Below are 13815 nucleotides of genomic sequence, written 5' to 3'. Positions count from 1 at the left end.
AGTAGGCTCCCTTGCCTACTTAGGTTGTCTTTGGCAACTCAGAATTTAGATAACATCACAGAGCATTAACTGCTTAAGGCTTTAATTTTAGGCCTTAGAAAACTCATCTTCAGATAGCTCACCATCTTGGTTTGTATCGAGTTCTTCAAATTTGCTTAAAAGCTCAGCATCTACTGAAGCTTCGGCTTGGCTGATTGCGCCATTACCATCTACGTCTAGCGTATCAAAATCTGTTGCTGCAAAAGCCGCTGATGAAGAAGCTAGCGCCATTAGTACTAATGTTGATTGAAATGTTTTCATAATAGTATTCCTTCATTGGGTTGTTGCGATTAAGGCCTTTGGCTTTCATCACGTTTTGCTTAATACACTCTTGGTATTACAACTTCGATGCCACTTTTTATTTGTTATTTAAAAACAATGGGTTAAACAATATAAAGCGAGAGAAGCTAAATTTGGGGAGATGCTTTTGTTGCTTTTTAGCAACAGTCATTTAACTAAAAAAAATAAGCCAATATAAATCAATAAGTTAACTTTAATTAAAAAGACACACTTTAGCTAAAAAGCCAGTGACGGGAGCATTTAGGTTCGTCTTCAAAATAAACTGAATATGAACATGGAAATTACATAGGATTTATTCAAGTTTATTAAAAAATAAACTTATTTAAAATTAGATAGTTATATTTTTTTGAGGTATTTTATAAAAATTGTGAAGTGATATTTTGAAATTAACTGTTTTGTTGCCAAATGGCGAATTTATCTAGAAAGGTTGCAATGTGAAAGCTAAGTTATAGCATTGAGTTCATAACTTAATGCGCCGTAAAATATAGGTTCGCTTGAGTTAAGCAAACCTACATCGTGTGCCAGCCATCTGCAAAAGTACCGCTAAAAGTGCCACTATTTGAGGGAGGTAAATTATATAGATTTAAACTACTTCCACCCTTGTAGCCACTTTTGGTTGTCTTTTAAATCTCGCCAACTAATTGGATATTGATTTTTTGACATAACAGCCTCGGTAATACACTCAATTACATTGCCGTCTTCATCAAATTCCACCTCAACAATAATAAAGTGCTTTTCTTTATTTATAGCAGGTGTTGCGGTCCATTTACTATTCAATAATTTTTTAGGGTTTAATTTATTCATTTAATATAGCGACTCCTGCTAATATCACAGCTTATATAAAGCAACTATACGACCCCAACACCTACTTAGTTCAGGTTACTGCGCAACTAGCTTACCTTTGTACATTTGCATTTGGCAATGAAAGTCATATTCACCAGCTTCAAGCGCAGGTAGTTTAACTGTATTACCATCACCCATTGCCAGAGCTTTACTTATATCAAGCTGTGGAAATATCACTGTTTCGGCGCACGGTGCGCTGTCTTTTCTATCAAAGGTAAGTACAACCTCTTTGTTGGCAGCCACTTGAATATGGCCAGGCTTATAGATACCGTTATCAACGACTATCGTTACTTTATTGTCATCACTTTGTGTTTGCTCTGGTTTGTATAGCCAAAACCAATAAATAATTGCGGCTATTAACAGTGCACCACCTATATTAATCATCAACATAATGTACTCCTTAGCTTAAATTACGATTTATTTGGTTTGAAAAAACGTAAGCGATTAGCGTTACTTACCACAGTAAGCGATGAAAGTGCCATAGCAGCTCCTGCTACAACGGGGTTAAGTAATATGCCAAAAAATGGATACAACACGCCGGCTGCAATCGGAATACCCGCCACGTTATAAATAAAGGCACCAAATAGGTTTTGTTTAATATTTGAAATAGTTGCATTACTCACGGCAATTGCATCAGCAAGGCCATGTAACGAGCCACGCATTAAGGTAATGTCTGCACTTTCTATTGCTACATCAGTACCTGTACCAATTGCAAAGCCTACATAGGCTTGCGCAAGTGCGGGAGCATCGTTAATACCGTCACCAGTCATACCCACTATTTCACCATTGGCTTGGCGTTTTGTTACTTCGTTTACTTTGTCATCGGGCATTACTTCTGCAATAAAGTCATCAATACCAACTTGCTTAGCAACAGCTTGTGCAGTGGCTTTGTTGTCACCAGTTAGCATAACTAGGTGGATACCTTTATTTTGCAGGCGTTTAATCGCTTCTACTGAATCCTCTTTAATAGGATCTGCTACAGCAATAATAGCGTGGAGCTTATTATTACTTGCAAAATACATGGGCGTTTTAGCATCACTGGCAAGTGTTTGAGCTTGCTCGGTTGCATCATCAACACTCACATTGTATTTATCCATTAGCGCTTTGTTGCCAAATAACAATGTTTGCCCGTCAACACTGCCAGTTACGCCTTTACCTGTAATGGCATCAAAGTCGGTAACTTTACTCAGTGTTAAGCCATGCTTTTTAGCGTATGCCGTAATTGCTTCAGCCAGTGGATGCTCTGAGCTACTTTCAAGGCTTGCAACACATTGCATTACTGTATTTTCGTCGCTGTTGTTAAATGTAACCACATCGGTAACTTGCGGTGTGCCTTGAGTAATAGTGCCTGTTTTATCTAAAATCATGGTGGTGATTTTAGATGTAGTTTGCAGCGACTCGCCATTTCGAATTAATATTCCCGACTCAGCGGCTTTACCAATACCCACCATAACCGACATAGGGGTTGCGAGTCCCAGCGCACAAGGACAAGCAATAATAAGTACCGTGGTTACAGCAACAACGGCATAAGCAATTGATGGCTCAGGTCCAAAGTTTAACCATGCAAGGCCAGCAAGTACTGCTATAATCATGACTGTTGGTACAAATATCCCTGATATAACATCAGCTAAGCGCCCTATAGATGGCTTAGAGTTTTGTGCACGCTTTACCATATTGATAATATTGGCAAGTGTGGTTTCGCTACCAATGTGCGTGGCTTTAAATAATAAAGTGCCACTTTTATTAATACTTCCGGCAACGACTTTGTCGCCCGTTTTTTTGCGGGCAGGCATTGGCTCACCAGTAAGCATTGACTCATCAACCGTACTGCTGCCTTCAATAACGTCGCCATCTACAGGGATTTTTTCACCCGGGCGAACACGTACTTCATCATTTTTTACAACATCACTAATGTCGATGTCTTGCTCTTGATCATCGCGTATTACGCGTGCAGTTTTTGGTTGCAGACCAATTAAGCGTTTAATTGCCTGTGAGGTTCGCCCACGTGCTTTTACTTCAAAAGCGAGCCCTAAACTAATTAAACCGATGATCATCGATGACGCTTCAAAATATACGTGTCTTGCGACTTCTGGTAATAAATTTGGTGCGATTACTACAAACATCGAATACAACCACGCAGTACCTGTACCAAGCGCTATTAATGTATCCATATTTGCCGCATGGTTTTTAAATGCTTGCCATGCGCCGTTGTAAAATTGTTTACCTGATATAGCCATAACTACAAGCGTGACTATACCCACTAAAAACCACGCTATTCGTTGTGTGTCGGTGGTTACACTCATGTCAAAAATAAGCCCGTATATCATTAACGGTGTACCGACTCCTAACGCTAATATCATATTACGCATTAGCTTTTTGTAATGTGCCTCGTCTGACTTTGCTTTTTCATCAAGTGCATCTTGATCAGATTCGTTACTCATTGGCTTAGCTGAATAACCAATGTTTTCGACTGCTTTAATAAGCGTGCTTTCGTCGGCTTTACCTTCTACACGTACAGTACGCTCAGCAAAGTTCATTTCTACGCTTTGCGCACCTTGAACACTATTGAGGGCTTTTTCAATTTTGGCCACACAACTGCCACAATTAGCACCTTCAATAATAAAGTTTTGCGCGGTGTCTTTTGTATTAGTCGTCATTACGCTGCTCCTTATTTGCAGAATCGTTTATTGGATCAACAAAAGATTCTATTAAACTACACACGTCACTGGTATTTGCACCATCGGCTGATGTATCCCATTGCTCCAGAGCTGCATGCATTCTGTTTCGTAATTTTAATGTTTCTTGAAATAGTGCTTCGGTTTCTTCTAGGCGTTTAGTAATGAGTTTACGCGTTAACGGACAAGGACAATTCCCCTGCTCTGACTCGCCTATAATCTGTTGAATATCTTTGAGTGAAAAACCAAGTTGACGAGAGCTAATAATAAACTTTAAACGTTGCTGGTCTCGCTTTGTATATTCTTGATAGCCATTTTCTTCACTGCGTATTGGATTAAGTAACCCAACACGCGTGTAATGACGAACAGTATCGGCAGTCACGCCCATTAACTTGGCGAGTTGTTTAACATACATAATTTAGCTCCGTCATGTTTCAGTAGTTTCATAATAAACCTAGGTGCAACACATAGGTCAATAGCATCATTAAAATGCAATGACTTTTCCCTACAAAAAATATAATAGTATAAACTTAACTCGTATTTTTAATCGAAAGTTGGATATAGTGCAATTAAACGCATACTATAAACTCCCTAACAAATTGATTATTTTATGTTTTGCTAAAATACCTTATCATTTTTATAGGTTGCCTATATAGCAATCTAGGCATAGCAGAAAATGCTAAAAATAATATTCTGATCATTCATTCTTATCATAGTGAGCATGAGTGGACCAGTATGCTTAAAAAAGGATTTGAAGATTCTTTTAAAGAAGAAAAAAGTACGCATTTATTCCATGAATTTATGGATGCTAAGCGCTATCCTCAAGGAAAATTTAAAGAACAATTTTTGACCTACCTCCAACACAAATACATATCTACTAATTTAAGCCTTATTGCTGTAACAGATGACTCTGCACTCGAGTGGGTGACAGGTCACAGGGCTACATTTTTCCCTTCATTACCAATTGTATACAGTGGTATTAACCAAGTTACACCTGAAATTTTAGCAAAAAAAAACATGACAGGTGTTTTCGAAAATAGAAACCTTGCCCAAACAGTATTCGATATAAAGAGAATGACGGGGAAAGAACAGTTAATTGTTATTTCCGACAGCAGTATAACCGGTAAAATAAACTTAAATAAAATTAGAGCAATTAATAAGGACCCAAAAGCACCTAAACATATTTATGAGGTCATCGATTTAAATGAAATAGATATTGCAACAACACTTACCCCATACTCTAAAAACATTCCAATACTGGTGATCGGACAACTCATTAATCCCAATCAAAGAAATGAACTTATTCGCTGGAGCGAGAGTAGCTCTTTACTAGCTAAGCATACTACTAGACCCATATTCACTATTGCAAAAGTTACGTTAAATAATGGCGCAACTGGCGCACACGAACTTGACGGTATTCAGCACGCAATGCAGACGAGTCAGCTCATTAAGAAAATATTAAATGGTACTGAGGCTTCACTGTTACAGCCTATTTTACAGGCGCAAAGCATATGGGTTTTAGATGTTGGAAAATTAGAAGAAATTGGTATTAATTTAGCTTTAACCCCCACACCTAAAGTTCTTATTAATCAAAAAACAAGCTTTTATAAAAAGTACAAAACCTACGTTTGGCTTACTATTACAGCATTTAGCACAGCACTGTGCATCATTATATTAATGGCTGAAATAATTCGACGTACAAAGCAAAACCAAAAAATATTAAATATAAATCAACAGCGTTATAAAGACTTAGCTCAAGCTGGCGCAAATGTATTTTGGGAAACAAATCAATTAGGTGAACTTTGCTATATTTCTGGTAATACAACGTTATTTTTTAATTTATCTCAGCAAAAAATGCTTAATCATACCTTTGAGTCATTATTGAAAAATAACAATAATATTGAGTTTCCTTGGGAAAATTATAAAGTAGCTACTGAGAAAAAAAATAAAATAAAAAACCTAATTATAAAAATAAAATTATCCAGTAAAGATCTTAAAATTTTAATGCTCGTGGCTAAGCCAACCTTTGATCAAAACAGTAATTTTTCGGGTTACCGCGGAATAATTAAGGATATCACACAGCAACATCAGCTTTCGGAACGAGTCGTATATCAAGCAAGCTATGACCAACTTACTGGGCTTATAAATCGCCAAACCTTTAATGAAAAACTGAAAGCTTACTTATCTAATAAGCAAAATAATCAAGCTCCACGCTTTTTATGTATACTCGATTTAGACCGCTTCAAATTAGTTAATGACAGCGCAGGTCACCTAGTTGGTGATGCCATGTTATGTGAAGTCGCGACACTTATAAAGCAAAGCATTACTAATAAAGACTTACTTGCACGTTTAGGCGGGGACGAATTTGCTTTATTAGTTAATGATTCAACTTTAGAGCAAGCTCAGCTCACCTGTGAAAAAATAATTAGTACGATTAGAAGCTATAAGTTTATATGGAATGAACGAATTTTTGACTCAGGTATTAGTATAGGTATGGTGCCTATAACATATGGACTAAATGCGACAGAGTTACTTAGTAAAGCAGATCTAGCGTGCTATAAAGCTAAAGAACTAGGCCGAGGTCGTGTTTATATTACCGATCACGGTAACAATAGTTTATACAACGAAGCACTTCAAATAGGCTATATTGCGAATATTAGCCAAGCTATTACTAATAATCAGTTTTTTTTAGTTAAACAGCAAATAGCTCCACTAAGCTCTTCTATAAGTGAACAAGCCCACTACGAAATTTTAATTCGCTTTAAAGCGCTTGATAATAAACTAATTCCCCCTGATTTATTTATTCCAGCTGCAGAAAAAAATGGCTTAATAACATTAATAGATCAATGGGTAGTGAGTACTTTATTAGTGAGATATAGAGAGTTTTTCCCTGATAATAATACCCTTGTATCTATTAACTTATCTGGGATTAGCCTAAGTAATGAGGCGTTTGTACAACACATAATTAAACTCATAAAAAAAAGTGATATCAATGCTAAGAATATTTGTTTTGAAATCACCGAAACAGCTGCTATATCTCAGATAACTAAAGTTCAAAATTTTATAAGAGAGATGAAAGTACTTGGTATTAAGTTCGCAATCGATGATTTTGGCAGTGGCGCGTCTACTTACGAATATTTAAAAAACCTACCAGCTGATTATCTTAAAATAGATGGCAGTTTAATTAAAAATATTGAACGCAGCCAAGTAGATCAACAAATAGTCAAATCTATTAATGAAATAGCCCATATGATGGGAATGCAGACCATTGCAGAGTTTGTAGAGAATGAACAGATTAACCAAATACTTGAGACTATCGGTGTTAACTATGTACAGGGCTACCATATTGGTAAACCCTGCCCATGTGATGAAAAATAAAAGTTTAGATAAATATCAGCCTTACTTATTTTCACCCTCGCGAGATACTTTTAATTCGTCACTTAGTTGCTGCGCTAAAGCTTGTATTTTAGGCATTGCATCTTGCATTAAGCTTTGTGACATTTGCATAGATTCTTGCATTACAACTGGCATTTTAGCGAGTATTTTTTGCCCAGTATCTGTTTTATAAAAAGCTAACATATCGGCAATTTCTTGTTCATTAAAATGCTTGTCGTACACGTTAACCATCATTGGCTGCATTTTAGCCCAGCTCATTTGCGTTTTTAATACTGCTGTCATATCTGCGTAGTATTTATCAAAAATTGGCTGCTCAGAAGGCTTAACGCCCATTTGGTCTGACATGCCTTTCATCATACCTTCAACCTGGCCGTACATAGAGTCAACCATTGAATCTAAATTCATTACACTAATAAGTTCATCTATTTTTTGCTGCTTAGTATTTTGTTCAGCATATAAACTACTAGAAAAAATCAGTAATGATAAAAGTAGTACCTTACCCATAATAATATCCTTTCATATAAATAATCGTTTTATAGTTACATTATTAATTAGTCTTGTAAAGGGTACAAGCAATCACTAAAAAGGCCGAGTAAAATGAATTTATTCGGCCTTTTATAAATATATTTTTATGTTAATCGTCTTCTACATTATCTAGGCCTTTAGTGCCTTCTTTGGCTTTTAGCTTATGATGAATAGCTGACTTTATTAGCATGTAACCACTAATCGGTGCCGTAATTAGTAAAAATATAGTAATGAGTATTTCTTTAACACTTAGGCCATGCCCTGAATTTGCAAAATAAACCATAGCTGCAATTAGCATACTTGCCATGCCCAACGTTGTTGCTTTAGTTGGCCCATGCAAACGCATAAAAAAGTCAGGTAGTTTAACTAAGCCTATTGAGCCAATTAAAATAAACGTACCACCAAATAACAATAATATTGATACAACCCATTCGCTGATCATGTTTTCACCTTATTCAATTATATCGCCACGTAGTAAATACTTACACACTGCAACTGTACTTATGAAACCTAGCATGGCAATAAGCAGTGCAGCTTCAAAATAAAGCCCTGTATCCATACTAATGCTATATAAAATAATCAGTGCAATGACGTTAATGTACATTGTATCGAGCGCTAAAACACGATCAGGCACTGATGGACCAATGATCAATCGCCATAAATTAAGCAATAATGATAAGCCAATCATCGAAAAAACAATGAGTAATACGGTGTCTAACATTGAAATATCTCCTTTAGTGGAGCTTCGTAGCGTTGTTTTATTTGTTTGATAAGTGCTTCTTCATCTTTAAGGTCAAGCACATGTATTAATAAGTAGCGTTGTGTTGGCTCTTCACCCTCAGGTAACGATTCAGCAATTGGGTAAACCTCTGCACTCACTGTACCGGGTGTAAGCGATACACTACTGGCCAATATGGTAATTGGCATATCATGAGTTAAATCTATCGGTACTTTTATAAATGCCGGACGCAAATTTTTAGATGGCCCAAGTATAAGTAAAGCCACTTGTAAATTTGCTACGACAATATCGTACAGCACAATAAGCAACTGCTTAAGAGCCAAGCCCGGCTTTAAAATTAGTGGCTGAGGCTCGCGAAGCGAAAAACTTAATATCGGGATAAGTATTGCAAAAATAGTCGCTAATACTAAGTGCCCTACCGACACGCTATTATTTAACAATAGCCAAACCATAAACAAAAATAAGCTACGAAATGGCGTTGGTAACCAACGAAAACGGGCTTGTAATCTCATCACATGCCTCCTTTAAGTACAGCATTAATACCGCCGCTTATATCATGTAACTGAGTAGCAGCACCTAGCATGTATTCACTTATTGGTCCGCCAAAAATAACGAGCAATGGCGAACACGCAAGTAAACCTATAATTACAATTACCTGCAACGGGTGTGCATTTGCACAATCTGCGTTTTCGCTATTTTTACTTTTATGCTCCCAAAACAAGGTCGTGCCAGCACGCGAAAGCGCTACCAACAACGCGAAGCTTGTTACTAAATATACAGGCCAAAATAGTAAAGCTTGCTCACTATTTAATGTGGCTTTAAGTATCCAAATTTTACCTACAAAGCCTGATAGTGGCGGCATACCAACTACAGTTAAAGCCGCAACAATAAAGCACACACCTAATAAAAATGGTTGTTTAACAGAGCGACCCGCTACTAGCCTATCACCAACTTTACCGCGCTGGATTGAAACTAAGTCTGCTAGTAAAAACAGTGCGGCACTAACAAGTGTTGAATGCACTAAATAATATAAAAGTGCAGCAGTGGCATTTACATTTTGCAATGCAATTAGCGCAACCAACGTACCTACCGATACTAATACTAAGTTAGAGGTGAGTTTACGTAAGTCTTGCGCTGCCATAACGCCAATGGCACCCACTATAATGGTGGCAATTGCTAAGCCCCAAAGCCAAGGCTGCGCCATATGTTCAAGCGCTCCTGCTTGTTCGCCAAATATCACCGTGTAAACACGAAGCATGGCGTAAACGCCTACTTTGGTCATAATCGCAAACAATGCAGCAACCACAGGTTTAGCGCTTGAATACGTATTTGGAAGCCATAAATGCAGAGGTAATAGTGCGGCCTTTAAAGCAAATACAATTAATAGTAATAAACCACCTGCTTTTGCTAGGTATACATCATCGCCCGAAAGCTGTGATACTTTTTGCGCCATATCTGCAATATTAAGCGTACCAAGTACACCGTACAAAATACCCAAACCGATTAAAAATACGCTTGAGCCAACTAAATTTAATATTACATATTGCAGTGCCGCACGAGTGTTTTGTTTATCACCTGCGTGCATTAACAGTGCATATGATGCAATCAGTAACACTTCAAAAAATACAAATAGGTTAAATAAATCGCCAGTTAAAAACGCGCCATTTACACCCAATATTAAAAAATGAACAAGTGGATGATAAAAGCTGCCCTTTTCATCATCGCCAGCACTACCATATAAAATAGCGCCCAAACCTAAAAGTGAAGTTAACGTAACCAATAAGGTAGATAACATGTCAGCGACTAAGACTATCCCAAATGGTGCAGACCAACTACCAATAGCGTAAACATTAATACCTGTATTATTAATATGTACAAGTAAAAGCACACTAATGGCAAAAGTAGCTATTGCCATTACAATTGAAACTAAGCGGCGAATTTTGACGCTTTTACCACATGGCGGCAGCAATAAAATAACTGCCGTCAACATAGGTAATAAAATAGGTAGCGAAGCTAAATGTTGGATCATTTTTGCTCCTTATTATCTGCAGAGGTGTTAGGCACATAACCATCAACATGGTCACTACCTAAATCGGCGCGCCCACGTATTGCCAAAATAACCACAAATGCGGTCATCGCAAAACCAATCACTATTGCAGTTAGTACTAATGCTTGAGGTAGAGGATCGGCGTATTCTGTGCCAGTACCAAGTACTACCGCTTTATTAATAGTAAGGCGACCTGCTGAAAACAAAAATAAATTAACAGCGTATGAAATCATAGTAAGCCCAAGTACTACAGGGAATGTACGAGCTCTCAGCAGTAAAAACACACCGCAACTGACCAATACTCCAACGCAAGATGCGTACAATAATTCCATTAAATATTTACCTCTTTTTTCTGGGTATCTGCTGTCATATTACCTAAGCTTGCTAAAATCATTAACGTAGCGCCTACAACAGTTAAGTAAACACCTAGGTCAAATGCAATCGCGCTGGCAAGCTCTGTTTTACCGACAAACGGAATATCAAAGTAGTCAAACCAAGTTGTTAAAAATGGCTTATCGAAGAACCAACTACCCACACCTGTAAACAAAGAAATACCGATGCCTGAGGCTATAATTTTGCGATAATTAACATCAAAGCGTTCGTTTATCCATGCTGTACCATGCGCCATGTATTGCAAAATAAACGCGATTGACGTTACCAGTCCTGCAATAAAGCCACCACCAGGTAAGTTATGTCCACGTAGGAAAATATATGCAGAAACTAATAACGCAAGCGGTAATAAACTTTGTGAAATACTCGCCAGTAATATTGGATGACGTTCTTTAGCCCATGGGCGCCCTTCGCTGTCGCTTGCTGGCATAAATAATGGAATTCGAGAAAGTACTTTAAATATACCTAATGCGGCAATACCTAATACGGTAATTTCTCCAAGCGTATCAAAGCCCCTAAAGTCGACCAAAATAACGTTAACCACGTTGGTACCACCGCCACCTATTTTAGCGTTAGCAATAAAGAAGTCTGAGATTGAATCTAATGGACGTGTAAGTAATGCGTAACAAATACTCGCTATCACTACACCTAACGTAGAGGCTATTGCTAAGTCTCGAAGTACGCGTAATGAACTTGATTCTTTTGGCGTATGCTGCGGCAAGAAAAACAATGCCAACATAAGTAAAATAATAGTAACAACCTCAACGGTTAGCTGCGTAAGCGCTAAATCTGGAGCAGAAAAGCGTGTAAATACAACCGACACCATTAATCCTACAATTGAGAGCATTAATAGCGATACCATTCGAGAGCGATGCCAAATAACGGTGGCAAGAGCACCAATAATCAATAAGCCTGCACCAATTGCATTGTGCACATCAACAGGGGTAAGTGGCATGCTTCCGGCAAGTTGTTGCATTTCAAATAACGGCCAACCTGCACACAGTAATACTACCGCTAACATAATTACAAGGTAGCGCTGCAGCGATCCATTTTCTGTACTGTTTACTTTTGACTGACACCAAGCAACAATATTTAAGATTACACGTTCAAACGTTTTTTTAGCGTTTAGAGGTGGTAGTGATGCTTGAAATTGAAATAGATATTTACGATTAATATAAATAAATAAGCCGCCAGCAATCGCCATCGCACTCATTAGTAGAGGCAAGTTAAACCCATGCCAGATAGCTAATTCGTAAACAGGCATTTCTTTTCCAAGTACAGCTAAAGACGCCGCAGATAAAATGCCATCAATTGTAAAGTGCGGGAACATACCCACTAACAAACAAATCACAACAAGTATTTCTATTGGTACACGCATATAGCGCGGTGGCTCATGCGGCGTACGAGGTAAATCAATTGGTTCACCATTAAAAAACACGTCATGAATAAAGCGTGCTGAGTACGCAACAGCTAATGCACCTGCAACAGTTGCCAGTACTGGAATTAACCACGACATAGAACCAAGCACTTGCTGATGCAGCGTTTCTGCAAAAAACATTTCTTTAGACAAGAAGCCATTTAGTAAAGGAACTCCTGCCATTGCAGCCGCCGCGACCATCGCAAGCGTTGCAGTGTATGGTAAGTATCGCCACATACCATTTAATTTACGCATATCGCGCGTGCCCGTTTCGTGATCAATAATACCAACGGCCATAAATAACGACGCTTTAAACGTCGCATGGTTAATTATGTGAAAAATAGCAGCAACAGTCGCAAGTTCAGTATCAAGTCCGAGTAATAGCGTTATTAAACCCAAATGGCTTATTGTTGAATAGGCTAACAAGCCTTTTAAGTCGTGTTTGAATAGTGCTATATAAGCGCCAAACAACAGCGTAGCTAAACCCGTTAACCCAACGAGCAAGAACCAAGTATCGGTGCCGGCTAAAGCAGGATGAAAACGTGCTAACAAAAATATACCGGCTTTTACCATCGTCGCAGAATGTAAATACGCGCTTACTGGCGTAGGCGCTGCCATTGCATGAGGAAGCCAAAAGTGAAATGGAAATTGTGCCGATTTAGTAAACGCACCCAGTAGCACCAATACCAATGCTACTTCGTATAAATCATGAGATTGAATTATTGCTTTACTCGCTAGAATAACATCTAGGTCGTAACTACCAACAATATCACCTAATAGCATCAATCCAGCAAGTAACGCTAAGCCGCCCGCGCCTGTTACAGCAAGCGCCATACGTGCGCCTTTTCGCGCTTCTGATTTATGCCACCAAAAACTAATTAATAAAAATGAGCTGATGCTCGTTAATTCCCAAAACAACCACAGTTGAATGACGTTGTTAGACATAACAATACCAAGCATTGCAGTCATAAATAGCATTAAGTAACTATATAGCTTAGCCATTGAGTCATTAGCGCTTAGGTAGTAACGGGTGTAGAGGATAACGAGCAAGCCTATGCCTAAAATCATAAACATAAACAATAAACTGAGGCCGTCTAACCGCAGAGACAAATCGAGTCCTATTGACGGGATCCAAGCTAAAGAATAACGAATGGTTTCGCCCGCTAAAACGGCAGGTGCATGGTATAGAGTAATCCCCAAAGCCGTCAAAGGCGCAAGAGCCGTTAAACTAGTGCTTAAATTGCGGGATAACTTACCTGTGCATGCAGAAATAACACTGCCAATTAAGGATAACAAGGGTATCCAGAGCAAAGTCATAATGTAGGGCCTTTTATTATCATAAGTTTATTAGGGCATCTCTTTTTAATACTAAGTGATGCTTTTACTGCCTGTTTTTAAACGACATTAATGACTATAGTTATACTGAAAAACACTGATTTTGTCT

13 protein-coding genes are annotated in these 13815 nt (G+C 38.1%); 1 reads left to right on the top strand and 12 read right to left on the bottom strand.

What is annotated here, in order from left to right; genetic code table 11:
* Positions 1-87 precede the first annotated feature (87 nt).
* From I6F66_RS17710 to I6F66_RS17690, 5 genes are all read right to left on the bottom strand, one after another.
* The gene (locus I6F66_RS17710; protein ID WP_007585535.1) at positions 88-300 is read right to left on the bottom strand and encodes a calmodulin; all 213 of its coding nucleotides are present in this window, start codon (positions 298-300) and stop codon (positions 88-90) included.
* Between the two features lie 627 nt (positions 301-927).
* A complete protein-coding gene (locus I6F66_RS17705; protein ID WP_002958506.1) occupies positions 928-1143 on the bottom strand; it encodes a TIGR02450 family Trp-rich protein in 216 nt (71 codons plus the stop codon).
* Between the two features lie 75 nt (positions 1144-1218).
* Complete coding sequence (locus tag I6F66_RS17700; RefSeq protein WP_165728929.1) at positions 1219-1572, bottom strand: cupredoxin domain-containing protein; 354 nt, start codon at positions 1570-1572, stop codon at positions 1219-1221.
* 20 nt (positions 1573-1592) lie between these two features.
* On the bottom strand, positions 1593-3839 hold the full coding sequence (locus I6F66_RS17695; RefSeq protein WP_197209532.1) for a heavy metal translocating P-type ATPase: 2247 nt from the start codon (positions 3837-3839) through the stop codon (positions 1593-1595).
* Positions 3829-4272 carry a MerR family transcriptional regulator gene (locus tag I6F66_RS17690; protein WP_165741484.1) on the bottom strand — a complete coding sequence of 148 codons (444 nt, stop codon included), beginning with the start codon at positions 4270-4272 and terminating at the stop codon, positions 3829-3831. Before I6F66_RS17690 ends, I6F66_RS17695 begins: the two co-directional genes overlap by 11 nt.
* Positions 4273-4592: 320 nt before the next feature.
* Between I6F66_RS17690 and I6F66_RS17685 the strand changes: the two genes are divergently transcribed.
* Entirely contained in the window at positions 4593-7235 is a 2643-nt protein-coding gene (locus tag I6F66_RS17685; protein WP_166419157.1) for an EAL domain-containing protein, read from the top strand.
* Between the two features lie 21 nt (positions 7236-7256).
* Here I6F66_RS17685 and I6F66_RS17680 read toward each other — a convergent pair whose 3' ends face one another.
* The 7 genes from I6F66_RS17680 to I6F66_RS17650 form a co-directional block, all read right to left on the bottom strand.
* Positions 7257-7757, bottom strand: coding sequence for a DUF2059 domain-containing protein (locus tag I6F66_RS17680; RefSeq protein WP_165742258.1), 501 nt, complete (start codon positions 7755-7757; stop codon positions 7257-7259).
* Between the two features lie 130 nt (positions 7758-7887).
* On the bottom strand, positions 7888-8220 hold the full coding sequence (locus tag I6F66_RS17675; protein ID WP_007585525.1) for a Na+/H+ antiporter subunit G: 333 nt from the start codon (positions 8218-8220) through the stop codon (positions 7888-7890).
* 9 nt (positions 8221-8229) lie between these two features.
* Positions 8230-8499 carry a K+/H+ antiporter subunit F gene (locus tag I6F66_RS17670; protein WP_007378493.1) on the bottom strand — a complete coding sequence of 90 codons (270 nt, stop codon included), beginning with the start codon at positions 8497-8499 and terminating at the stop codon, positions 8230-8232.
* Positions 8493-9029: a Na+/H+ antiporter subunit E gene (locus I6F66_RS17665; protein WP_007585523.1), complete on the bottom strand. Its 537-nt coding sequence runs from the start codon at positions 9027-9029 to the stop codon at positions 8493-8495. Before I6F66_RS17665 ends, I6F66_RS17670 begins: the two co-directional genes overlap by 7 nt.
* Positions 9029-10546, bottom strand: coding sequence for a monovalent cation/H+ antiporter subunit D (locus I6F66_RS17660; RefSeq protein WP_010554686.1), 1518 nt, complete (start codon positions 10544-10546; stop codon positions 9029-9031). Before I6F66_RS17660 ends, I6F66_RS17665 begins: the two co-directional genes overlap by 1 nt.
* Positions 10543-10896, bottom strand: a complete 354-nt coding sequence (locus I6F66_RS17655) for a Na+/H+ antiporter subunit C (RefSeq protein ID WP_010554685.1) — start codon at positions 10894-10896, stop codon at positions 10543-10545. The genes I6F66_RS17660 and I6F66_RS17655 overlap by 4 nt, the downstream gene beginning before the upstream one ends.
* Complete coding sequence (locus I6F66_RS17650) at positions 10896-13688, bottom strand: monovalent cation/H+ antiporter subunit A (RefSeq protein WP_165728932.1); 2793 nt, start codon at positions 13686-13688, stop codon at positions 10896-10898. The genes I6F66_RS17655 and I6F66_RS17650 overlap by 1 nt, the downstream gene beginning before the upstream one ends.
* Between the last annotated feature and the right edge of the window lie 127 nt (positions 13689-13815).

It is taken from the genome of Pseudoalteromonas sp. NZS100_1, assembly GCF_015864285.1.
Lineage (GTDB): Bacteria > Pseudomonadota > Gammaproteobacteria > Enterobacterales > Alteromonadaceae > Pseudoalteromonas > Pseudoalteromonas arctica.
The sequence above is the reverse complement of the archived record's forward strand: the minus strand, read 5'-3'. Positions and strand labels throughout refer to the sequence as shown.